The sequence below is a fragment of the Bacillus solimangrovi genome, from assembly GCF_001742425.1.
GTDB lineage: Bacteria > Bacillota > Bacilli > Bacillales > Bacillaceae_N > Bacillus_AV > Bacillus_AV solimangrovi.
The window spans coordinates 1-22,607 of the sequence record NZ_MJEH01000038.1; the positions used below are offsets into that span (position 1 = coordinate 1).

Consider the following 22,607-nt stretch of genomic DNA (forward strand, 5'->3'; position numbering starts at 1 on the left):
AAAAACTCGAATACACTAAGATTGGAAGTCCCCATCCTGTTACACGCCGTGTTGCTTCTATTACGAGTATGATTGCGAGTGTGCCAATATAAAAATCTAATTCATTAATACGACCGCCAGATTCGATAATGCGATCGGTGATGTTGAGCATATAAATTCCAATTCCGAGTGAGAGAAAGCTGAATATCCAATCAATGAGCGGGATATGTGTCCGACTTGATCTTTTTGTCATTGGGTAGATTAGGAATGTTAGTAACATGATGATATATAAGTGAATCGAACGTTGCTTAATATCAACTAATGGGCCAGCAAATGCAGTATATAAGTGGAATAAAGCAAGTCCAGTTGCAAACAGTGTAATCAATCTTAGTGTATTCGAGTTTTTGATTATGCGAGTAATTGATTCACGGTCGTACTTTTCAAGCACTTCTTTTTCTTTATTCATTACGTGTCACCTCATTATTTGCAATTAGTAGGATGATGAAAGATTTGAGTCTTGGCATTGTTTTCGTCTGAAATACATATTGATTTTTCGGTAACGAATAACGATTATCGTTAATGGTTAATGTGTGATTCGTGATTGAATTTGTTCGAATGATAAGTTCTGTCATTGATCGTTTGATTTCTGTCATGTATATCCATCCGTCTTGTAAATAGCTCTTATGACCTTCGGAGCTTGGAACACCTGCACCATAAGTTTTGAAACGTGTGTAATCTAATTGTAAATTTGTATCATTTGCAAGGTAGACTTCCTCCCATTGTTCATCTTCAACAGAATGATTCCAACTGATTGTAAAAAGTAGTTTCTTATGGAAAGTGAATGCATAGATTGGTGTATGATCTGTGGTAATGATGAGCATACGAGTAGGGAGAAACAGGTAGATTATGAGGCATAATCCGAATAAGAATAAAAGTATACTTGGAAAACGGCACCTCCGTATACGGGAATGCCGTTTGCTCATGTTACTTTTCTCCATAGAATTTTTCAGCACCAGGGTGAAGTGGTACGACAAGATCTTCTTGCATTGTTTCACGATCGAATTGTTTTAATGCACCAACTGAAACAGCATCTGATCCGAGGTAGTCGTAGAACATGTTTGTCATCTCATAGACGGCATCTTCACTCAAACCTGGACTTACGATGAGCATATTTTTGATCGCTACAGTTTGAACTGCATGCTCTAGGTTATACTTCGCATCATCACCAATTGGGATTTCGTGAGTTTGATAGAAAGGATATTTCGTAAGTAATGAACTTGCGATATCACCATCTATGTTTACAAATTGAATGTCCATAGATTGTTGCAAGTCTGTAATGTTGCTGTTTGGTACACCAGAAGTGAAGAATGCTGCATCAAGGTTACCATTTTTCATTTCTTGGACACTATCTGCATACCCAGTATGTGTTACTTGTTCCATGTCATCATATGTTAATCCAGCAGCCTCAAATACTTTACTAGCACTTTGTTCTACACCAGATCCAACTTTCCCTACACCAACACGTTTGCCTTTTAAGTCTGCAATCGTTTGAACACCACTGCTTTTCGTTGTGACAATTTGAACAACGTTAGGGTACATTCCTGCAATTGCATGTAAGTCAACCTTTCCATTTTCAAACTTACCTGTTCCATTAATTGCATCATAAGCAACATCACTCATTACAATTGCTACTTGATTTAAGCCATCTTGGATATTTTGAATATTGGCAACTGAAGCACCTGTCGATTCCACTGTTACATTGGAAATAAGGTCACTTTCTTCAAATACTGACTTTAATGCTCCACCAATCGGATAATATGTTCCAGAAGTCCCACCTGTACCAAAAACGATGTTAGTTCCTTTCTCTGAAGCGCTTTCACCGTTTCCGCTAGTTGTGTTATTTCCTCCACTACAAGCTGCAAGCAAAAGGATTGATAATACCATGATTGAGAGTAGCTTCTTCATATAACTCCTCCTTATTAGATTATTCTAAAATCTCTAAAAATTATATCAATTAGGTTAGTAAATTACAATTGGTATAGTGAGAATAGTTTGAAAATAATCAGTTTAATGATTGATACTATTGTTGAAGTGCTCTTTGCATATGTGAGAGTTTAATAGATAGTGTTCACATGTTAAAATGAGGAAAACAAAGTGGAAGGAAGAGGAAGATGTTTGTTAAGGAAATTAAGTGTGAGGTTAAAGAAGAAAATAGAGAGGCGTTTCATACAGCACAACTCGTTTGGGGGAAGCTTTCAAGTGCAGAAGGTTTTGTGAAGCAATTTGGGGGTTGGTCAGGTCACGATGCATTTATAGTTGGAGTGTGGGAAGACAAAGCAAGTTATGATCAATTTATGCAAATCATTCATGATGAAATCTTTGAAGCAAATGAGCAAGCACAAACATTTGAACGAATTTCTGTCAATCTCTCTGAAACGGAAATATTACCATACGAAATTATAAACGATACTTTTGTGGTTGTGGAAGAAGGAGAAGAGAGACAGGTACTACTTGTACCAGAATGGACTGTACAAAATTAACAATGAGTGCAATGAAAAGGTATATCTTAATTTTACCGTTTGTCTTTTTCATTCATGATATAGAAGAGATTGTGTTTGTAGAGTCATTTTTGGAAGCGCAATCTCTTCTTCCTATTTCAATTACAACTATGGAATTTACGTTTGCATTTTTGCTGTTGTTTATTTTTTTCGTTTGGGGTTGTATGACGGCGTATCGAGGAAAGCATGTTATCGGACTACAACCAGACCGCTTTTTATTATTTGCTACATCATTATTAGGAATGAACGCATTTGGTCACATCGGGCAAGTTTTTATTTTTCAAATGTACGTGCCTGGTGTAGTGACAGGTCTTTTCATTGTTCTTCCAGTTTGTTTTCTAATCGCTATACATCTATTAAAGCAAGAGATAGTTACACGTTGTACGGTTGTGAAGTACAGCTTAATTGCTTTTTTTGTGCAAATACCACTTGCAGGGTGCTCGATATTGGTAAGTAAGTGGCTATTTCAGGTGGTTTGACTTGTGAGAAGGAGATTGTTCTGTAATATTCAATCACTATATATTTACATTTATGAAGCTATTTAGTGTATTTTCCATATAGTTATTTGGAGGTTTCCTAATGGATTCAAAAAAATTAAAGCGTATTAAAATAGAAGAAATTGTGATTTTCAATGTGTTTTCTATTTTCGTGTTTTGTTTATTATATTTCAGTTTTCGTTTGTTCTCCTTTATAAGTGTGGTATACGTGACCATTGATTTGATTGTGCTTCATTATAAACAAAGGACATTGTTCGAAATATTTTTCCCTAATCTAAAAGTATTAAAAGATATGAGAAACAATAAACTCGGAGATGAGCAAGTAAAAAAAGATATAAAAAATCAAAAGCGGTTTCTACTAGTTGTTATTGTTTCAATGTTAATAAGTAGTGTCTTTATTAACGATTTTAAGTTCGAGTTTGTTGAGTTGTTTCGATCTTTTATTCCTGTAATTATAATTCTTAATATTTTTTCTGTTCGTGATTATCGCAAGATGGCTACTCTTACCGATGAGGAATTTCGAGAGTTACGTAAGACAGATTTGAAGTTTTCTAGCTTTCTTCGTATATTTCTTATTCTTTTTGTTCTATTTTTTTTATTTAATTTTGTATTTTTAATGTTGATAATATAAGGAGCGTCAAAATGGATGAGATTGTATATCGAAGATTAAAGCGAGATTTTTTTATCGTCATGAATGTAAGTATTGTGATTGGATTAGGTTTGTTTTACATAGCTGGGTTAATTGAATTACCAATGTGGATTTTTAAATTGTGTATTGCAGTGCTGATGGGTATCCATTCGTTTTTCTTACTTTTCAAGAAAAAAATGTTTGTGTACTTTCTATTTCCACGTTTTCAACCGTTGTGGCAGTTAGAGCAAGAGCAACTTGGTGAACATGCAATACGGTATAGGAAACAACAAGGTATCATAATGTTAATTATAACGGGATTACTGTTATTTCAAACTCTCATTCTACCTAAAGAGATTACGTTTAGTTTCTTTGAGGATAGTATGTCATTAGGCATTGTTATGATAATCGTTTGTGCCTTAGTTAATATCGTTAAAATAATCGAGTTTCGAAAGCTTGAAAACAAGAGTAATGACGAGCCTTTGCCGTTTTCGAAAAAGAATTTGGTTAGAGCAAGTATGATGTTTATTGTTATCGTTCCGTTAGCCGTTGTATCTTCAGTCATCATCTTATTCTTCGTTATGTTGTGATGAAATAAGGGGGAGATTACATGAGGGATTTTATTAAATTTGCTTTGTTGTTCGTCAGCTCATATGTTTTGTTACAGTTTGCTTATGAATTTTGGTTGACACTCACATATGAACCTAATGTATATGAGCTTTGGAAAAATGAATCTTCTTCTAATAAGCACTTATTTGCTGGTATGACTATTTCTAGAAAGCCTCTTTTAGGTGCTGTGTTTGTAACTGCTATCGCGTATTTTGTGTGGAGTCGATACAAAAAGGTCAATTGATATCTTTGTACGAAGGGGTACTTGTATGGATGTAAAAAGAATAAAGAGACTTAATCTAGAACAATTTGTTATCTCTAACATGTTGAGCATATTGATGATAGGTTCATTCTTTTTAATAAAAAGCTATCGAGTCATTTTTGTCGTAGGAGCGTTATATTTTACAGTTGATTTGCTATTATCTTATTATAAATCATTATCGGTTTTTGAAATATTGTTTCCAAGGTATAGAATCTTAGGTGAGATTCAGAAGAACAAGCTTGGAGAAGAATATATAAATAAAAAGGAAAAACAATCTAACTGGTTTTTATTCGGTTTCATTCTCTTATTGTTGTTATGTAGTGTGCTTATAAAAGATAAGCAGATAGAAAGTATTGATAAGGTTGACTGGACTCCATATGTTATTGCGTTTCTTATAATAAATTTTGCTTGGATTCGTGATTATCGGATTAAGTATAAGCTATCAGATAAAGACTATCAAACTCGTACAAAAAAAGATTCGAAAATTCTTTTGGTTATTGCTTTAGTGTTTAGCATATTCAGCCTATTGATTATTCTGCTCTTTAATTTGATTTAATCTAATTATGATTGGAGGGGTTAGGTGGATGATGTTCAATATCGAAAGTTGAAGAAAGATTTTTTTATTATGTTGAATATAAGTATTGTTATTATGTTAGGTTTGTTTTGTGTTGCCTTTCTCATAGAAATGCCTGTCCGGATTGCTTAATTTTTGTTTGGATTCGAAGCAATTTCGTTACTTATAAAAGGAAAAAGCTTAATTTATCTTCTCAATCCTCGTTTTCAACCGTTGTGGCAATTAGAGCAAGAGAAGCTGGGAGATTCAGCTGTTACATATAGGGGACAACAAGGCATTGTGATGTTAATTGTATCAGGATTGTTTTTATATTTAATGTTGAGTTCACTGAGAGAAATTCCAATCATATTTCTGAGAGATGCATTATTTCTTTTGTTTGAGAATGAACTTGTAACGATTTTCATAGTTTTATTGATTTTTGTAAATTTCAATATTGCTCAGTTATTGGATTTTAAGGTGCTTGAGCAAAAAAATGGTGATGCGAAACAACAGTTTAAAAAGGCAAGGATGATGAAGGTATTGATGATTATTCCTTTAGTTTTAGTGCTACAAGTTCTAATTGTTTTTTATGTGTAAGGGTAATGAAGGAGAGGGAAATGAAAAGTTTGCTCTGTAGTCATTCTTATTTGTTTGTATATATGTGATAATCCAAACAACATCAACTGAATTTTTATATTATGTAATCATATATGTCCTGTTCATAATATTCTCAGTCTTTGGAGAGATCATCAAAAGACACGATCGGGAAACTGTTTTAGACAATGATTTGATTTAGGTTTTGTTTAATTGTTTGACTATGTAATTATTAAATGAGCTCGAACTTTTTTAAAAATCATTTTGTTAGGAGCGACACATTTATACAACGAGAAAAAAAGCACTCTGAAATGAGAGCGCTTTCCTGTTTATTCTGTTAATTCATCAAAAAATGTACTTGCATCAAGTGAGTCAGACAATGGTTTAATATTTTTTTGGTTTAATCGTTTGTCCTCGATTAAACCAGTCATCGGGTCTTCACCGAATAACAATTGTTCTTCTGAATTACCTACGAATTTCTCCTTCATGTAAATCACTCCTTGTTCAATAGTTTCTCAATTTTATGAATGTGTTATGCATTTTCTATTAGAGGATGTTGAAAAGGTTTGGGAAAAATCTTATTTATATCTCTGCAATAACTTGTTTATTTGTTTATCAGGTATCTATATTAATTTGTAATCGTAGTTGAGCGATTGGTTACTGAAATTCTTTTAATGTGGACAACTGTTGCCTGTTATATGAAATACGTTCTTTAATTGCTTCTTTGACAGGCTGTGTGTAGTCCTTTTTAAGTTCAGATTCTAGCTTTTGAAGGATTTTCTCATAGAAGTGTCTTGTTTGCATATTCTATGTTCCGCTCCTTTTTTGTGAATATTTTGTAACTTTAATTATTACTATATCACAGATGTTATTGTTAGAATTATTAGAATTTAAAAAGGGTAAAATGTCCTATATAAAAAATATGTTAATCATTACTTTATAAATCAGGATTAATCGGTCGTTGAGCATGAATAAAGAATGGCGAAATGTTCTTTTATTTTATATAAGTTTATGATGATTACCACGGTAGTGTAAGAACGATGTCACTTAATACGTCACTCGTTTTCGGGTGAATTAAAATGTGAATGGTGTCGGGTGTATAGGAAATTCTAAACAAGTCGGTCAAGCCAGCAGTTCGAATAAGTGATTCAACCTCTTTCTTGTTGCCTTTCTGTGCGGCATCCTTAATCTGTTTTCGTAACGTTTCATTCTCAATAAGACGTTTGCTAAATAACTCTGTCTGCTTAAGCATTGGAGTTAATTGTTCGATTGATTTCTTAAATTTACTAACGGTTACCGGAGGATAAGTAATATTTGTGTTCGGAGTACGAAGCGGAATGAAATAGACGAAATAAGGGTGTTGATAAGGATTTGAATGCCAATAGTACATATGAACTCTCTCCAATCAAATGGTATTTTATAGTACTAATTATCAATACGTTTCATTGACAACAGTTTTACTGCATTGTATGCAAGAAGAGTGGAAGAGGGAATTTGTTATGTACGATGATATCAATAACGAGGGCATGTTTTAATAGTTGATTAAATTTTAAAAAATATAGCAGTTATCAGATGCAAGCTTGGCGATAGTATTAGCCAATTAAGATGAATCGAACGTTTATTCTCATTTGATGAAGGGTTTAACATATTTAAGTAGAATACCTATTTAAATGAAGCGATAGGAGTGAGCGTATGTTAAAAACGGTTCAAATAAGTGACGTAATGAGAAAAAGTGGTTTCTTTTTCATTGGGAAGGCTGAAACAACGACGAATGAAGCAGAGATAAAAGGTGAAGGTGTGATACCAACACAATGGGGAAGTCTTTATGAAAGTCATTTGCTTGAGCAAATTCCGAATAAGAAAAATAGTGCGATCATCGCTCTCTATACAGATTATGAATCTGGTGAATTAGGTGAGTATACTTTTGCTCTAGGGTCTGAAGTAACAGCAGTAGATGACGTTCCAGATAATCTTAAGAGCTATCAAATCGTTGAAGGGAATTATATCGTCTTTACGACGAGAAGAGGACCAGTGCAGACCGTCGTAATGGAAGCATGGCAATATATTTGGGAATGGTCTAAAACAAATGAGCGAGCATTTCGAACTGACTTCGAATTATATGATGAGCGTTGTACAGATCCTGAGAATAGTGAAGTTGATATTTATATCTCGGTAAAGTAATGTCACTTTTAATGTACGTCTCCAAGAAAGAGGAACTTTTAAATTACGTATAAGGATACCTGTCTACTGAAATTAGAGGGGTATCCTTCTTTTTTTATTAATTATTAGGTCACACTTTCATTGATTTCAAGTTAATAATGCATGAAAAATAAAAATATGTTTAACTTTTTCTATGGTTGGGAAAATAAATTATATCAATTGACCAGAATGATGAATTGAACCTCAATTATTGCTTTACCACCAGTTTAAAATACATGTGCAACGCTAAGCTTTGCAGTTGAAGTTATAGCGTCAATTAGAATGGAATCATTTATCGTCTGTTTACTAACACGAGATGGGCACTTCAATACGAACGAGAGTCTACAATAAGAACGCCTTAATCATTACCTAAATGGTTAAAGAATTTGCGGGTTGGAGTTTCACTTTATAGAATATAAGGGGTGAAAATGTTGGAATACTCACTGAATTGTAAAAATAGTGCATTGCCATGCCAAGTTATTGTTGATGAAGATAACGGTCGTTTTATGTTAAGGAACGCAGATACGAGTGGCGAATATTTTAATTCATTAGAACAGATGGTACTATGGATACAAGAAAACTGGCATAATGAAGATTTTCATGATCCAGCTGAATTTCAACAGATGTGCAAAGCTTTAAAAGGAGCAGTCCACTTATAATAATTGTGATATGAAAGGTCTTTCCTGTAAAAAAGGGAGGACCTTATTTCGTTTTCAAGAAATAGCGTCGACTGAGAGAGTGACCTTTTAGATTAGTAAATAAATCACAATAATGGATGAAAAATAGTTCGTATGGTGTATAATTACATCAGGACTATATATTCATTTTTTGGTAAGTGTCAGTTAGTGATAAGAACTCATTTTTACATCTGAAATTATGGGGGATTTCACTTCATAGGGGGATAGGCAGGATGAATTATGTGTTAGTTAACTTCGAACAATTATCTATGGAAACATTAGAAGCAATGGATGATGGGAATTTAAGTAAAGCAAACGATTTGTTAATCGTAATGGAACATGCCTCAAAGGTAATTATAGAGAAAATTAATGACCATCGACTTAACCGAGTTAGTATGTTTCAGTCAATGAAAGTATATAAATATCGAAAAGCATTACGCTAATGAATGATAATTACAAATAAGACCACCTCATGAAGGTGGTCTTATTTGTATAACGATCACTTCTTAAGTTAGAAATTGAATTGCCATTTGGTAGTAAGGGTACAAGTTTAATTTTCCGTTAGAGAAAAAATGAAATTTACTAACGGATGTTTCACATTAAGTAAAACAAACTGCACCTACAATAATTAACAAGATGAATAGGATGATGATTAATACAAATCCACTTCTAGCTGAGTACTCAGCACCAGCAACTGGACCGTATCCGTAACCAGGTTGTCTGCCACATCCACATCCACACATAACTAACACACTCCTTTCGAGGTTAAGAGCCATTAATAATATAGTAGGGGTCATTACAATGATTTCTTATATGATTTAGTATTGAAGATTATATGGACTCTACACAATTAACATATGCACTATTAAATATTTCGTATGGTCAGTTTTCCTATTAATAAAAATTTGCTGTTCAATCTCAATTATATAAATATGTAATATCCCTTCTTGTTTTTTTACAACCTTTACACATAATCAAATGTGTAAAACGGTACAACTGTTTACAACAAAATATAGTTGTTTAATTCTTAGTCTTCAATTACCTTTAACCGCGTTCTAACTTTAAAAAGTGATTAAAAATTGTTGTTTTATTTTGAAGTAATCTTCTTAAAGTTGCTGTGTAAAATTTATAATAAAGTTGTTTACAATTATTGTTATTCTATAGCAGATCCATTTTGTTGAATAACAATTAATTTTTTGTAGCAACTTCTTTTGATTTCTATTTGATTCATCAATCATTAAGTTCTATGAATAATAATCTGAAAAATTAGAAAAATATACAATATTTTAGAAGGAATTACAATATTTTTGAAGAATATGTATTTTTAGAAATCTCAAAATTTCACAGGAGGTGTTATACGGTATGAAGATTAAAAAAGTTTTATTTTGTGCAGCATTAACTTTAACTTTAATCGGATCAGGTTTGTCTGTTGCAAGTGCTGACCATAATCCACCAATGTGCACATCTACAGGTACTTGTATACAGCCATAGTCGTACATAACACAAAAACATGTCACTATATGACATGTTTTTTTATTTTATTATGTTTCTTTTAAGTTTGTATCTTTTGACTGTTTGTCCACAAGCCTTCTATCCTATTTTACATATAAAATAGGATCAACAACGTCTAATTAAAAGCACTCATATGCATGAGAAAAGAGAATATTTGTTCATATATTGAACATAATATCCTCTTATTTGTTTTGTCTATTAAATAAGTTTTAGAGGAGGTTCTATTGTGTAAGTATGACTTTTCTAATCGGCGCGATAACTTGTATCTTCGGAATTATGCATGAAACGTTCATGTGAATCTGTACTTTCCTTTTCTAATAGCTTGCGATTTTCTTCTGTATTCCACCCTATATCGTTTGTAGGATGAATCCATTCATCTCCAGCCATAATTTCTGGGTCAGTATCAATGCTCCACTGATTTAGAGGGGAGTTTTTCGAATTGTATAAACTATCACCGATTACGACACCATGTTTATTCACGAAGGGCTCTTGTGGTTTAATGTTACTTTTTTTAAAATCTGGAGATGATATTTGATGTGGCATTGTCTTATCAATGAACTCAAATTTGTGATCATTTTCTGTCATCATCTTCACCTCATGCATATGTTTCCTCGAACTTTTGAATTTTATTCTTAGATACAAAACAAGCACCTATGATAAATAGTGGTAGCCACAATAGAATAATGATGAAAAATAAAGGTGAATTGACCGTTTTCTTCGGTAAAAGAAAAAGCATGCTGCTAATAACAAGTCCTATTAATAAGTAGAAAAGAATGAGCATTTTTCTCACCCCTTCAGCTTAGTAGTAACAGCATATGCAACGACTCTCCAAAGTGTTTCTCCTATATTTAAAGTTGTTAAAAAATAAAAGCTAATGTTTACAAAAGGAATTCCATTATTGATTTTCAACGTTAATTGGTACATGGTAAAACTTTCATGTTGTTTAATGAGGATGTTAACTTCGCTTTTTACATAACTTAAATGTAGAAATAATCAAAGGAGTGATAGTTCATGGACGAGCATGAACGTGAGCGTGGTTGGATGGATACAGGTCAATCTGTTAGTGAAAATATGGGCCTGCCTAATAACTCAATGGGTGGAACGATAAGTGTAACGTTAGGAAATGGTACTCTAAGCCATAATTATAAAAATGATTTTAAGGCAAGAACTTATAATCAAGGGAGAAAAAGAAAATGAGCAAACAATATCCTATCGCGAATTTAAGTGACAAAGAATTAACTAAATTGAAACAAGCCGAGCAAGATTTAAGAGCTGGATTAGATAAAGATGTCATCTTAATTGCCTATCAAGATACAGATGGAGGACAACATCATGACTAAACGTAAAGTAGCATTTGATGCAGCTAAGACCAATAATCAAACACCTACAGAAAGTATGCCACATATGAACACAGTCGAAGAATTTACAGACCGTGATGCAACGAGAGCACAAGAACGCGCCCGTATTGCTGATCGTGAAGAATTAGAAGGAAAGAAATAGGGGGAGATTCAAATGGCAAAGAGTAAACGTAAAAGCAATCCAGAACAAAAAAATGCACAGACACCGCGTACACTTAACACCAATACAGAGTTTGGCCATGAGTTTGCTGATGTGAATGCAAGTAAACACTATGAAGCAGCAGCATTTGCACAGGCTGAAAAGGAAAAGAAAGAAAATGCCCGTAAAAATGGACAACAACAATAAGGAATGAGAGCTACTTCTTTTGGAGTAGCTCTTTTTCATGAAATGAATGAGAAATAGGGTAAGGAATGATTATTGGTTATGTGTCAGTATACATCAGCTTTGTTCGACGTTATTTCCTTACAAATAGAGCAATAAATGAGGTAGTAAATGGAATGATATATTTCTTAAGTTATAACGATTATTTTAGGATAAGGAGTAAGAATAGAAACGTTGTTAATGGGGACGTCTGTTAGTTTGTCTCAATTTTTTCTTTGAGGTCATTAATATCAGCCTCATGTTGGAATATTTTAAATGAGATACGTTCAATAACACGTTGGTCTGTTGAAAGGATATGTTCGATATGCTTGAAGTGACTTTTCTGTTCTGAATCGACTACGGTTACTTTTTCATGTAACGAAGCTATCTCAGATTTTACGATAACCATATCATGTTGTAAACGATCTATATTCGTCTTCAACGATGAAATATCCGCTTTCATAATAATGACATCTTCTGATAAGTCAGAGACATCGTTTTTCAGATTAGAAACCTCAGTTTTAAGCTCGGAGACATCGTTTTTTAGGTTGGAAACTTCAGTTTTAAGCTCGGAGACATCTGTTTTCAAGTTAGAAACCTCAGTTTTAAGCTCAGAGACATCTGTTTTTAAGTTAGAAACCTCAGTCTTAAGCTCGGAGACATCGTTTTTCAGATTAGAAACTTCAGTTTTAAGCTCAGAGACATCTGTTTTTAATTCTGAAATATCATTCTTTATTGGGTCAAGCTTCTGATCTAATGCATTGTTTAATAACATTAAAAAATGTTCTTCAGTCAATTTTTTCACCTCCTTTCACAGTAGTATAGCATAAAGTGAACCCTCCATCAGTGGAAAGTCTTTTCATGATTCTATGGTTCGTATAATAAAAAAAGCTGATACATCTATTGAATAGAGTATCAGCTTTTTTTAATTTATCGACATGAAAACTTAACGTATGGTTTACTTTATTCCGTTATTTTAATTGCTTGTAACGTTTCATCTGCTTCAAATGTAAAGAGATGATTGTCATTTGTTTTTTGATCATAATGAATGAGCATAAACGTCTCTTGATGTACGAGTTGCCCGCTCGTTAAATACGTATGCAAATCAAATGAAAGTTGCTCAATAATCGTGTGTTTGTGCAAATCTTTCTCTGATAAATTACGTGATGAGAACGATTCGCCAAGCATGTGTGGATGTTCTTCGACGTATTTTAACAACATTGATTTTTCTTTCTTCGACCATTGCTCGCCCCACCAAGGCTTACGAGGTTTATGCTTCATGCTTTTTAAGTAATCGTATTTCATTAAGTCTTGAACAACCGTTAAGTTGATTGGTTTCTCAGTTGATAAAAATTCGTGAAGACGACGGAACAAATCTTCAAGCTGATGACCGATGCGACTCCAACCTCGTTCCTCCCAATATGAACCGAATGATTGGAAGAAATCAAATGGTGTTTCAAATACGTTATGAACGAGGTAACGTATTGTATGATCCATACGGTGATCGTTCCAGTATTTTTCGAGAACATCTTCAACTTGTTTGATTCTGATAATCTCATCGAAAGTGAGTACGTTATTTCCTAGAATTTCATATGGTGGTTTATCCATGTGAATGTAACCGAATTGTTCACGTTGTACACGCAAACCAGTACCACGCAAAAGTTTAAGGAATCCGAGTTGTAGCTCTTCAACTTCAAAGGCAAACACATCATTAAACGTTTGACGGAATGAAGCATAGTCTTCTTCGGGAAGTCCAGCGATTAAGTCAAGGTGTTGTACGATCTTGCCACCTTCTTTGACCATCGAAACTGTGCGAGAAAGTTTGCTGAAATTTTGTTTTCGTTGCACGAGTTCATTCGTGTAATCATTTGTAGACTGTACGCCGATTTCGAAGCGGATAAGTCCAGCTGGGGCATTTTCATTTAAAAATTCGATTACTTCTGGGCGCATAATATCAGCTGTGATTTCAAATTGAAACACTGTACCTGGCAGATGATTATCGATTATAAATTGGAACATGTCCATCGCATAACTGCGCGAAATATTAAACGTGCGGTCAACAAATTTTAATACTTTTGCTCCGTTTTCCATTAAGTACATAATATCTTCTTTTATCTTTTCTTTATCAAAGTAACGGACACCTACTTCAATAGAAGAAAGACAGAATTGACAGGAGAACGGACAGCCGCGGCTTGTTTCAATATAGGAAATACGTTTGCCAAGCTCCTGCTTATCTTCTTCAAAACGATAAGGACTTGGAACTTCCTTAAGGTTGACCTTCTGACGTTTCGGGTTCATGCGTACTTCACCATGTTCATCTCGATAGGCAAGTCCATCGACGTTCTCAAGGTCACCCTCAGCATGAAGTGTATCTAACAGTTGTTTAAACGTTTCTTCACCTTCACCAACAACGATGCCATCGACTTCGGGAAGTTTCTGCATCCAATCGGCTGTATCGTACGTAACTTCAGGGCCACCGAGCACGATGAATAAGTTTGGGTGAATCTTTTTCAACATTTTAATAACGTCAATCGTTTCTTGGATGTTCCAAATGTAACAGCTGAAACCTAAGATATCAGGTTTTTTTGTATGCAAATCAGATACGATGTTCATAATCGGATCTTTTATTGTGTATTCTGTAATGTCAATATCATGCGAATCTTGTGAATAAGCTTTTAAATAGCGTAAAGCAAGGTTCGTATGAATGTATTTCGCGTTCAATGTACTTAAAATAATCTTCATTGATTTTCCCTCACAATTGCGAATTTCGAACATTCGTATTGTAACATAAGTGATCGATAAACATGAAAGCTTCCATGAAAAATGATAAAATTATGATTTAAGAATACGAGTTAGAAAGGGAATAAACTATGTCCATAAATGACATTATTCTTATATTAATGGTTATCTTTTTTATAATTGGCGCTATAGATTATCGGTTAGGCAATCGGTTTGGCTATGGAGAGAAGTTTCGAGAAGGGTTTCTTGCAATGGGTCCACTATCATTATCGATGTTAGGACTTGTTTCATTAGCACCTGTATTGGCTAGTTGGCTGTCACCAATTATTGTTCCAATATATACGCTGTTTGGAGCAGATCCTGCAATGTTTGCAGGTAGCTTGTTAGCAATTGATATGGGCGGGTACGCGTTAGCTCAAGAGTTAGCTATGACTGATGAAGCAGCCGCACTGTCAGGCATTTTATTAGGCACGATGATGGGACCGACAATTGTTTTTACAATTCCTGTTGCACTTACGATCATTAAACGAGAAGATAAGGATATTTTTGCAAAAGGGATTTTAATAGGTATGATGACAATACCAATCGGCAGTTTTGTTGGTGGGGTGGTTGCGAATTTTGAGACATCTATGTTAATTAGAAATCTGATTCCAGCTACATTATTTGCTGTTATCATTGCGTTAGGATTATGGAGAGCTCCTCAACATGTCGTTTCATTATTTTCAATTTTCGGTAAAGTAGTTGAGTGGTTCATCATTGGGGGCTTAATTGCAGCTGTCGTGCAGGCGTTAACAGGCTTCGTTCTGATTCCTAACTTAACACCGATCGATGAAGGGATTTTAATCGTTGGAAAGATAGCGATTGTGTTAGCAGGTGCATTTCCACTCGTTCATTTCATTACAATTACGTTTAATCCAATATTGAAATGGATTGGAAAGAAGATGGGCATGAATGCGATTGCTTCAGCTGGTGTGATCTCTTCTCTAGCACATGTCATTCCTACGTTAACGATGCTCGATAAGATGGATAACCGAGGGAAAGTGATCAATATCGCGTTTGCTGTAAGTGGAGCATCTGTATTAGGAGCACACTTAGGATTTACAGCAGGAGTTGATTCGACAATGATTGTACCGATGATTGTTGGGAAGCTCGTTGCAGCATTGTCTGCTGTTATCGTTGCATCACTATTTGTAAATGTAAACAATAATATAAGCTATACGCAATCAAGGAGAAGTGAAGAGGTCTAAGTTCACACTCCTTTTTTTTTGTAACTTCTTTGTTACCAAATTAGATTAGGTAGAGGATATACTTGGACTATAAGATAATAAGAGGAGAGATAATTATGAAAAAAACAATCGTGACATTAAGTATAGCAGGAAGTTTACTCGTTGGTGGAATCACACCAGCTTTGGCAGCACATTTGAATGAACAGACTCTTTTAGAGATGAATATTCAAACAGAATCATTGTATTCGATAAAGGATATGTCATCTGAAACTGATTATTTAAATGCAACATTAAAAGCACCTCAATTCGATAACTTGAAAGATAAACAATTTCAAAAGAAGCTAAATGAAGAGATTATCTCTTTCTATAAGTCTAAAAAGAAAGAGATGGAAGACGATAGTAAATCATTAGCGAAAGAAGCAAAAGAAAACGGCTGGAATTTCAATAAATATGAACTTCAAATGCAATTTGAAGTTGCCACTCAAGGCGATATGGTGTCAGTTGTTGTATCAACTGAAACATACACAGGCGGTGCAAATGCAACTACAGTCGTTGATTCCTTTAACTTCATCAATAAAAAAGATACTAAAAAGTTAACTATTGCTGATGTAACAGATATGGATAAATTATTAACAGAAGCAAAGAAAGCAGTTAAAGAGCAAGTAGAAGGTTCATTTGATTTTGAAGAAGTGAAGCAAGATCAGGCGTTTTTCATTGAACATGGGAACTTGGGTCTAGTTTTCGACGAGTATGAGGTTGCCTCTGGAGCTGCAGGAGCAGTAGAAGTTACGATTCCATTTGATAAAGTGAGAGCAGCTTCGTTCGACTTAAATTATAAAGGAATTAACGTGAAATCTAAGCAAACAAATAAAGAGCTTGATCTCTATCACCTAGAGTTAGACATGCCAGAACTTAATAATGTAAAAGATAAAGAGTTAGAGAAGCAAATTAATAGACAAATTGCAGAATTTTATGAAACGAAACAAAACGAGGTTGAAAAAGAAGCTAAGGAATTAGCAGAAGAATTTAAGGGAACCGATATTCCATTCCGACCATTTTATCTAGGTATTGATTATAACGTGGAGACAGAAGGAGATCTTGTATCTATTGTCTTACATACGTATACGTATTCAGGTGGAGCAAATGGAATGAGTACGGTAGATTCAATCAACTTTGTTAATAAAAAAGATGGAGAAGTTGTAAAGTTGTTTGACTTAGCTGACCAAAATGAATTTACAAAGCGAGTGAAAGAACAAATCGAGAAGCAATTTAAAAATAATTCATTTGAATTAGAAGAGCTCAATAAAAACACAGCTTTCTATGTTGAAGGAGACGAGATCGTATTAATTTTCGATGAATACGAAATTGCTGCAGGTGTGTTCGGAGCTCCTGAAGTGAGAATTCCGATTAAAGAAGATGTAAACGAAGAAGCGTCAGACGTAGTAGAACAGACATACGATAAAGTAGTTGTCAATGGTAAGGAAGTAAAATCATATATTCATAAAGATGCAGATGTAACAATGATTGAATTGCGCAAACTTGCTCAAAATCTTGGATATAAAGTGAAATGGAATCCGAAAACAGCGAGTGTAGAGTTATCAAGAGGCGCAGAATGGACGAGTGTAAAAGTTGGTGAAAACCGTTATACATTTGCGAAGGTAGCACCATTTGAATTAGAAGCAGCTCCAGAAAAAAATAAAGGAAAAGTATATGTACCCGCTTCATTTGCTACAAAAGTGTTATTGGCTGAAGTGAGTGGAGAAGGTAATACGTTAATGATTGATGTGAAGTAAGTGATTGAAAGGTGAACCGATGTGATGGTTCACCTTTTTTATATGAGGTAATATACATAAAATAGTATTGGTTATAGAAATGAAATTTTTTTATCTCACTGGTCCTTTACTACGTTGTTTTCTATTTTTGTTTCAGTGGCTCATTTTATATAGGGGGGATGTAGCGTGTGGTGGTTATTAGCTATTTTAGTTGTAGGTGTGTTGCTATTCGCCTTATTTATTGACTGGAGACGTAAGAAAAAGAAGAATAATCCTCATATCACGACAAACCCAAATACAAAACCAGGAGAAAGTTCAAATTATATGATGGGTGATAATAAAGATACAGGGGGTTTTCAATAAAGAACAAGTTGCTTGTACCTGTAGCACCTTTCTTAAATTTTAAACAATGCAGCACATTGACCTTAAATCAACGTGCTGCATTGTTAGTGTTGATGGATTAAAACGTTATTTTTCTATTTCAAACTCACAATCTCCAATTCTTGTTCGAGTAAATAGCCAATAATTGTAGGTAAGGAATCAATTACGGCTTGTGACTCGTGTAGGAGAATGATTGAACCTGATGGATCGGAACTCTGTATGTAATTAATGATTTCGTCTGCATTTTGAGTTTGCCAGTCTTTCGGATCTTTATTCCATAGCACCATTTTATGTTCGTGTTTTTCGATTAACTCTATCAAACCTTCATTTGTTGCTCCATAAGGTGGTCTGAAAAGGAGAATGTCTTCTTGAATCAGTCCTTCTAACAAGTTTTTCGTTTGTAGCAATTCTTGTTCTTGATTTTCAACGGTAAGGTTTGTTAGTTCCGTATGATTCATAGAATGATTTCCAATTGAGTAACCCTGTTCTTTAGTATAGAGAACATAATCAGGATATTTCTTCACATTATGACCTGTGAAGAAGAACGTAGCACCAACTTCATGTTCTTTTAAAGTGTCAACAATGGTAGCCGTATACTCAGAAGGACCATCATCAAACGTTATTGCGACACTTCCTTTTGGAATCGTATAATTTAACGTGTCTTCCAGTTCAACAGTTGGGAAAAGTGAATCTATAATAAAAGGAACTGGTTCCTCTTGCACAAGCGGTTCAGTTTCTTGTTCGATAGGTTCTTTTATCGTTTGTGCTTTTACATTATTTACTAAAATTTGAGATTCTTTTGAAAACTCTTCCGCTACGGAGTTTGAATTGCCCATATGAACGACTAAGAAGGTTACAGTTAACAGGAATACACAAGCTGTTAGCCATGAAAGTTTATAATTGTTTATACTTGCTTTTCTTTTAGGTTGTTCTCGTATTGATTCTTCTTGTTCATTTGTATTTTGGAAAGATAGGAACGTTAGGCCGATTATTTCATTTAACTGTTGAGTGTCTTTAATAACGTGCAGCCTTTGTACATATTGCTCTGAGCAAACGAAAGCAATTCGTTCGCTATGTTCTTTAAATGTTTTTGTTAAGAAGCTTATATGGTTGTTCGTACCTAGTTCATGTGCGCTTTGAAGAGACAGCCTGTATTTGTAGTGTTCTGAAAATGTTGTGATATTTTTCATGTTTGTAGCTGTTTCATAATCGATCTCCCAACGCATTTCAATGTCTTGATCTAGTGACAACCTTAGTTTTAAGTAATACTTGTTAAGTTCTTGTTCAATAGCCAACAGCTCTAAAACTTTACTAGTATAGATTGACATCGTATCCTCCTTCTTTAAGAGGTAGAATCTAACATACTACGATTATTCTGGTTGGTTAGCGGAACCTGCTAGATTTGATGAGAAAGAAATAGACATCCGCTCTGTGAAGTCATTAATCGTTTGCATTAATTCTGCTTTCTCTTGTTGGCTCTTCTCGTATTGTGCCACATAATTTTGATTCTCAACTTCCAAATCTCTAATCTTTTCTTCAAGTTCTTTAATAACGTTCATGTTTTTGTATTGAACTTCAGTTGCTTCTTCTTTAAGTTTGTTATATTTATGTATTTCTATTTCGAGTTGGTTTGTAAGTTTTCCAGATTCGATGTTTGCTTTATTTTGAAAGTCTTTATAATCTTCAAGTAACTGATCATAACTCATTTGCTTGTTAGTAAGGTTACTTTCTAACACACGAATTTCTTTGTTCTTCTCTAATAATAGTTGGTCTTTTTTGACTTGATCGTGCTTTAAACGACTGATCATTTCATTAGCAGTATGTAACTGATTTTCAAGTCCTTTATTTTTGTAAAGGATGAGTTGTCTGTCTTGTAATATGTTTTCTAATGCGACAATTGAATCTAATGCGACCTTGTCTTGATCATCTTTTGAAAGAATATCCTTTTTAGCAGGTTCATTCTCAATTTGTTCGGTCATGTCTACTATTTTAACGGGTTCTTCAATAATCTCTTCTTCAGGTTGTTCAATCATACTTTTTTGCTCTGGCTGGGCATTATTAGATAGAACACCTTTTAACCAACCCATCGAATGATTTTTTGTTTCTTTGCTCATTATATCCTCTCCTATCTATACATACGGAAAAAGCTTTTCAACGAAACGAACTGTTGCATTTCGTTGGAATTAGTTGAACGGTATAGGTAAATCCAGACGCTTAATAGCTTCTTTAATTAAGGAATCGAAGAGCTTATTAAGCGTCTGGTCACGTGATTAAATATGAAACTACTAATTATATAGAAAACAAAATGCTGATTGCGTCAAAATTGAATGGACATTAAGTTATCTATCATGACAAAATACGATAAAATCCCCAATATAATCCTAATTTAATTGTACGATTCTGCTAATGAAAGTCAACTTGTGCACAATAAATGGTACTTAAGCTAGAGAAATGCAACTGAAAATCCACTGCTAATGATTTATTACATAAAATACTCACAACTGAACAACTATGTTTTTGGCTTTATTTGTATTGATAGGGACTAAAGTAATGAGGTGAATTAGGTCGATTTTCATGAGAGAGTACTTACGAAGGAAACATGGAAAACAAAATATTAAGCAATTTACGACAAAAAAATCTTTTTTTTACGAAGTGGACAAAAGTAGGGAGAGTAAGAACACTAAATTAAATAAAGAGACAACCGTATACAATCAACGTTTGTCTCTTTATAGTTGTGGTAATGACCACTATACTGGTCTTATCGGAATAGTGTTTCGAGTAAATTTAATCTTCTAAGATTGATTTAATCGTATCATCATTAATATTCATAGAACCATATTCAACGGGGTCCAAATAAAAACGCTTAATCTCTTCATTTATTACATAAGTTAAAACAAGTGAAGCTCTATGAAATTCATAATTACTGTTGGATAATTCTAGGTTTGCTTCCAAATTGAAATATTGTTCAGGATTAATAATTTGGTTATTGAGTGGTTGATCATCAATAGTAACATTAGATATTCTCAATGACTCATTTTCAACGATAAAATCTTTAAGTTGAATCGAATCTTGTGTGTTATTTTTAAATACTCCATAATACGTATAATCTGAAGAAAGTGCCATGTGTTCTTTAGTAGTGATCTCTCTATTTTTTTCACCATCTAAAACTTCAAGTGAAAGATTACCAATAGGATAGGACTTTGTTGTGCCATCTGAAAATTCAATCGTTAACTCTTTTATATTTTCTTTTCCAATATTTATTGCTTTTAAATGTAAAATTAAATTATTAAGGTAATAGCCACCTTCTAGGTAATCTCCGATTGAAAGCTCGTAGGATGAAATTTCATGTAGAGCCATGCCCTTTAAAGAAACATTTTTGATGTTATCAATATTTGAAAAGCTGTTTTTATATCTTGATTCTAAAAAGTAAAAGTTAAAAGGATCATTTTCACCTAGATGCACAGCGCTTTTAACACCCCATTTCCCAAATATAAAGTCATTATCTTTAGGACTACCTACATATGTATTTTCATCTCTATTAAATATAAAATAAGCAGTAAATAAAAATACGATAGCTAGTAGAAATATTAATAATCTCTTCATACTAAACACCTCATACAAACTAAGTCATTACACATATAAATAAGAAACCCGAAATCGAGTTAGTAGATTAGTATAATTACATTCGTCAAAATACCAACAACTCCAACCAATGAAACGATTTTCCACCATGATTTTTCCTTTTTTCTAAATGAAAGTCCTACAAAGAAAAGAACGACGCCAAAAACGATGTTAGCAATGGAACTGATCAATACTAACGGTGAGCCTGTGTTATAAAAAAATATACTATTTAATATTTCGATCATTTAAAATTCCTCCCTGCTCTTGAATGAACACTGCGGTGGAAAGCACTTGTTAATTGCAAGATTAGTTTCAAAAATCCTTAATGTGATAACGATAACTATATACATATTTTACAAAATTAGCTGCCACTAACAGATATATTACTAGAAAAACCAAGGAGGATAAACAAAAATATACATTTATTATATATATTTATAAAATCAGTTATCAAAGCAAAATAAAGTATTGATTGATGTAGTACTAGCATAGCTAGGTTCAAATAAAGGTGATTGTTGATGATTGTGAGTGTGACCGTTGTCCTTAATTAGAGAGCATTCATCATCAGCGAAATGAAGTCACAATGAAGGATATGATAGTAAAAAGGAATTTAATACTATTTTTAGGAATAGATGATACACTCGTTGAATTTGGTATTATTGACACACTACCAGATTTTGCAGGAGTACAATTAGAGGATTTAGAATTATATCAAAAGGAGGAAGCAAAGTATTATTTACTAAATTCAGAGCAGTATTTATCTGTTTATGAGTCTTCATGGAAGGATAGCTATCGAGTAGATAAAAATAATAATAAAGATATAGAAAAAATTGAGTTCTTAAAAAATATGATATCCAGTAACTAAATCATTTTATTGAGCTGATATGCGTGTTATTTCAATAAGACAAACATAACTCCATATAGTTGGAAGTTATGTTTTTCATATATCAACATTTTAAGTTGATACCTAAAAGATGAAAAAGAACAACCAAAATTGGTTGTTCTCAGGCTGTCGAGAAAGTCTCGACAGCCTTTTTTAGTGGAAATGATTTCATCATTTTATCTATCTGTTATGATTAAG

33 protein-coding genes and 1 pseudogene are annotated in these 22,607 nt (G+C 33.6%); 20 read left to right on the forward strand and 14 right to left on the reverse strand.

Translation table 11 applies throughout. The features are described from left to right. The 3 genes and pseudogenes from BFG57_RS13135 to BFG57_RS13145 all read right to left on the reverse strand — a co-directional run. Positions 1-445: pseudogene (locus BFG57_RS13135) on the reverse strand (TRAP transporter permease); the annotation flags it as partial. Continuing rightward, positions 438-962, reverse strand: a complete 525-nt coding sequence (locus tag BFG57_RS13140; RefSeq protein ID WP_175428353.1) for a DUF1850 domain-containing protein — start codon at positions 960-962, stop codon at positions 438-440. The gene BFG57_RS13140 and the pseudogene BFG57_RS13135, both read right to left, overlap by 8 nt. Position 963: 1 nt before the next feature. After that, positions 964-1,944: a TAXI family TRAP transporter solute-binding subunit gene (locus BFG57_RS13145; RefSeq protein ID WP_069717957.1), complete on the reverse strand. Its 981-nt coding sequence runs from the start codon at positions 1,942-1,944 to the stop codon at positions 964-966. Between the two features lie 206 nt (positions 1,945-2,150). Between BFG57_RS13145 and BFG57_RS13150 the strand changes: the two genes are divergently transcribed. From BFG57_RS13150 to BFG57_RS13180, 8 genes are all read left to right on the forward strand, one after another. Next, positions 2,151-2,519 carry a DUF4937 domain-containing protein gene (locus BFG57_RS13150; RefSeq protein WP_069717958.1) on the forward strand — a complete coding sequence of 123 codons (369 nt, stop codon included), beginning with the start codon at positions 2,151-2,153 and terminating at the stop codon, positions 2,517-2,519. Then, complete coding sequence (locus BFG57_RS13155; RefSeq protein ID WP_083249262.1) at positions 2,501-3,016, forward strand: HXXEE domain-containing protein; 516 nt, start codon at positions 2,501-2,503, stop codon at positions 3,014-3,016. Before BFG57_RS13150 ends, BFG57_RS13155 begins: the two co-directional genes overlap by 19 nt. Positions 3,017-3,116: 100 nt before the next feature. Further along, positions 3,117-3,665 (forward strand): hypothetical protein, encoded by a 549-nt coding sequence (locus BFG57_RS13160; RefSeq protein ID WP_069717959.1) that lies wholly within the window; start codon positions 3,117-3,119, stop codon positions 3,663-3,665. An 11-nt stretch (positions 3,666-3,676) separates the two neighbouring features. Further along, positions 3,677-4,252 (forward strand): hypothetical protein, encoded by a 576-nt coding sequence (locus BFG57_RS13165; protein WP_069717960.1) that lies wholly within the window; start codon positions 3,677-3,679, stop codon positions 4,250-4,252. A 20-nt stretch (positions 4,253-4,272) separates the two neighbouring features. Continuing rightward, complete coding sequence (locus BFG57_RS13170) at positions 4,273-4,515, forward strand: hypothetical protein (RefSeq protein ID WP_069717961.1); 243 nt, start codon at positions 4,273-4,275, stop codon at positions 4,513-4,515. Positions 4,516-4,540: 25 nt separating this feature from the next. Continuing rightward, complete coding sequence (locus tag BFG57_RS13175; RefSeq protein WP_069717962.1) at positions 4,541-5,089, forward strand: hypothetical protein; 549 nt, start codon at positions 4,541-4,543, stop codon at positions 5,087-5,089. Between the two features lie 24 nt (positions 5,090-5,113). Continuing rightward, on the forward strand, positions 5,114-5,239 hold the full coding sequence (locus BFG57_RS19460) for a hypothetical protein (protein WP_281186692.1): 126 nt from the start codon (positions 5,114-5,116) through the stop codon (positions 5,237-5,239). 3 nt (positions 5,240-5,242) lie between these two features. Further along, entirely contained in the window at positions 5,243-5,683 is a 441-nt protein-coding gene (locus BFG57_RS13180; protein ID WP_069717963.1) for a hypothetical protein, read from the forward strand. A 326-nt stretch (positions 5,684-6,009) separates the two neighbouring features. Here the strand turns inward: BFG57_RS13180 and BFG57_RS19040 are convergent, their stop codons facing one another. The 3 genes from BFG57_RS19040 to BFG57_RS13185 form a co-directional block, all read right to left on the reverse strand. Next, complete coding sequence (locus BFG57_RS19040; protein WP_175428354.1) at positions 6,010-6,168, reverse strand: hypothetical protein; 159 nt, start codon at positions 6,166-6,168, stop codon at positions 6,010-6,012. Positions 6,169-6,337: 169 nt separating this feature from the next. Continuing rightward, positions 6,338-6,484, reverse strand: coding sequence for a hypothetical protein (locus tag BFG57_RS19045; RefSeq protein ID WP_175428355.1), 147 nt, complete (start codon positions 6,482-6,484; stop codon positions 6,338-6,340). A gap of 214 nt (positions 6,485-6,698) precedes the next feature. Beyond that, the gene (locus BFG57_RS13185) at positions 6,699-7,070 is read right to left on the reverse strand and encodes a YuzC family spore coat inner layer protein (protein ID WP_069717964.1); all 372 of its coding nucleotides are present in this window, start codon (positions 7,068-7,070) and stop codon (positions 6,699-6,701) included. A 302-nt stretch (positions 7,071-7,372) separates the two neighbouring features. Here BFG57_RS13185 and BFG57_RS13190 point away from each other — a divergent pair, with 302 nt between their 5' ends. The 3 genes from BFG57_RS13190 (at position 7,373) to BFG57_RS13200 (ending at position 8,999) form a co-directional block, all read left to right on the forward strand. Next, positions 7,373-7,861, forward strand: coding sequence for a GyrI-like domain-containing protein (locus tag BFG57_RS13190; RefSeq protein ID WP_069717965.1), 489 nt, complete (start codon positions 7,373-7,375; stop codon positions 7,859-7,861). Positions 7,862-8,307: 446 nt separating this feature from the next. Further along, positions 8,308-8,538, forward strand: coding sequence for a hypothetical protein (locus BFG57_RS13195; RefSeq protein ID WP_342670317.1), 231 nt, complete (start codon positions 8,308-8,310; stop codon positions 8,536-8,538). A gap of 251 nt (positions 8,539-8,789) precedes the next feature. Further along, positions 8,790-8,999 (forward strand): hypothetical protein, encoded by a 210-nt coding sequence (locus BFG57_RS13200; RefSeq protein WP_069717967.1) that lies wholly within the window; start codon positions 8,790-8,792, stop codon positions 8,997-8,999. Positions 9,000-9,155: 156 nt separating this feature from the next. On the opposite strand, the gene BFG57_RS18460 is transcribed toward BFG57_RS13200, so the two are convergent. Next, the gene (locus tag BFG57_RS18460; protein WP_083249263.1) at positions 9,156-9,299 is read right to left on the reverse strand and encodes a YjcZ family sporulation protein; all 144 of its coding nucleotides are present in this window, start codon (positions 9,297-9,299) and stop codon (positions 9,156-9,158) included. Positions 9,300-9,918: 619 nt separating this feature from the next. Here BFG57_RS18460 and BFG57_RS19465 point away from each other — a divergent pair. Further along, positions 9,919-10,047, forward strand: a complete 129-nt coding sequence (locus BFG57_RS19465; RefSeq protein ID WP_281186694.1) for a hypothetical protein — start codon at positions 9,919-9,921, stop codon at positions 10,045-10,047. 264 nt (positions 10,048-10,311) lie between these two features. On the opposite strand, the gene BFG57_RS13205 is transcribed toward BFG57_RS19465, so the two are convergent. Beyond that, positions 10,312-10,653 (reverse strand): DUF3905 domain-containing protein, encoded by a 342-nt coding sequence (locus BFG57_RS13205; protein WP_069717968.1) that lies wholly within the window; start codon positions 10,651-10,653, stop codon positions 10,312-10,314. A gap of 426 nt (positions 10,654-11,079) precedes the next feature. On the opposite strand from BFG57_RS13205, the gene BFG57_RS13215 reads away from it, so the two are divergent. The 4 genes from BFG57_RS13215 to BFG57_RS13220 are packed head-to-tail and all read left to right on the forward strand — an operon-like array spanning position 11,080 to position 11,772. After that, positions 11,080-11,265, forward strand: a complete 186-nt coding sequence (locus tag BFG57_RS13215) for a hypothetical protein (protein WP_069717970.1) — start codon at positions 11,080-11,082, stop codon at positions 11,263-11,265. Beyond that, a complete protein-coding gene (locus BFG57_RS19050) occupies positions 11,262-11,408 on the forward strand; it encodes a hypothetical protein (RefSeq protein WP_175428356.1) in 147 nt (48 codons plus the stop codon). The genes BFG57_RS13215 and BFG57_RS19050 overlap by 4 nt, the downstream gene beginning before the upstream one ends. Then, a complete protein-coding gene (locus BFG57_RS19055; RefSeq protein WP_175428357.1) occupies positions 11,401-11,568 on the forward strand; it encodes a hypothetical protein in 168 nt (55 codons plus the stop codon). The genes BFG57_RS19050 and BFG57_RS19055 overlap by 8 nt, the downstream gene beginning before the upstream one ends. Positions 11,569-11,580: 12 nt before the next feature. Continuing rightward, positions 11,581-11,772 (forward strand): hypothetical protein, encoded by a 192-nt coding sequence (locus BFG57_RS13220; RefSeq protein ID WP_069717971.1) that lies wholly within the window; start codon positions 11,581-11,583, stop codon positions 11,770-11,772. A gap of 229 nt (positions 11,773-12,001) precedes the next feature. On the opposite strand, the gene BFG57_RS13225 is transcribed toward BFG57_RS13220, so the two are convergent. Further along, positions 12,002-12,583, reverse strand: a complete 582-nt coding sequence (locus BFG57_RS13225) for a coiled-coil domain-containing protein (RefSeq protein ID WP_069717972.1) — start codon at positions 12,581-12,583, stop codon at positions 12,002-12,004. Between the two features lie 167 nt (positions 12,584-12,750). Continuing rightward, a complete protein-coding gene (locus tag BFG57_RS13230; RefSeq protein WP_069717973.1) occupies positions 12,751-14,529 on the reverse strand; it encodes a B12-binding domain-containing radical SAM protein in 1,779 nt (592 codons plus the stop codon). A 128-nt stretch (positions 14,530-14,657) separates the two neighbouring features. On the opposite strand from BFG57_RS13230, the gene eutH reads away from it, so the two are divergent. From eutH to BFG57_RS18675, 3 genes are all read left to right on the forward strand, one after another. Further along, positions 14,658-15,773: an ethanolamine utilization protein EutH gene (gene eutH, locus BFG57_RS13235; RefSeq protein WP_069717974.1), complete on the forward strand. Its 1,116-nt coding sequence runs from the start codon at positions 14,658-14,660 to the stop codon at positions 15,771-15,773. A gap of 95 nt (positions 15,774-15,868) precedes the next feature. Next, positions 15,869-17,545, forward strand: a complete 1,677-nt coding sequence (locus BFG57_RS13240) for a PdaC/SigV domain-containing protein (protein WP_069717975.1) — start codon at positions 15,869-15,871, stop codon at positions 17,543-17,545. Positions 17,546-17,710: 165 nt separating this feature from the next. Next, on the forward strand, positions 17,711-17,887 hold the full coding sequence (locus tag BFG57_RS18675; RefSeq protein ID WP_139125149.1) for a protein BatD: 177 nt from the start codon (positions 17,711-17,713) through the stop codon (positions 17,885-17,887). A 113-nt stretch (positions 17,888-18,000) separates the two neighbouring features. On the opposite strand, the gene BFG57_RS13245 is transcribed toward BFG57_RS18675, so the two are convergent. The 4 genes from BFG57_RS13245 to BFG57_RS13265 form a co-directional block, all read right to left on the reverse strand. Continuing rightward, positions 18,001-19,233 (reverse strand): polysaccharide deacetylase family protein, encoded by a 1,233-nt coding sequence (locus tag BFG57_RS13245; protein ID WP_069717976.1) that lies wholly within the window; start codon positions 19,231-19,233, stop codon positions 18,001-18,003. 42 nt (positions 19,234-19,275) lie between these two features. Continuing rightward, positions 19,276-20,019, reverse strand: a complete 744-nt coding sequence (locus tag BFG57_RS13250; RefSeq protein ID WP_069717977.1) for a hypothetical protein — start codon at positions 20,017-20,019, stop codon at positions 19,276-19,278. 670 nt (positions 20,020-20,689) lie between these two features. After that, positions 20,690-21,508, reverse strand: a complete 819-nt coding sequence (locus BFG57_RS13260; protein WP_069717979.1) for a hypothetical protein — start codon at positions 21,506-21,508, stop codon at positions 20,690-20,692. A gap of 59 nt (positions 21,509-21,567) precedes the next feature. After that, entirely contained in the window at positions 21,568-21,771 is a 204-nt protein-coding gene (locus BFG57_RS13265) for a hypothetical protein (protein WP_069717980.1), read from the reverse strand. Positions 21,772-22,109: 338 nt separating this feature from the next. Here BFG57_RS13265 and BFG57_RS13270 point away from each other — a divergent pair, with 338 nt between their 5' ends. Continuing rightward, positions 22,110-22,391, forward strand: a complete 282-nt coding sequence (locus BFG57_RS13270; protein ID WP_245676765.1) for a hypothetical protein — start codon at positions 22,110-22,112, stop codon at positions 22,389-22,391. The last annotated feature ends 216 nt before the right edge of the window (positions 22,392-22,607 follow it).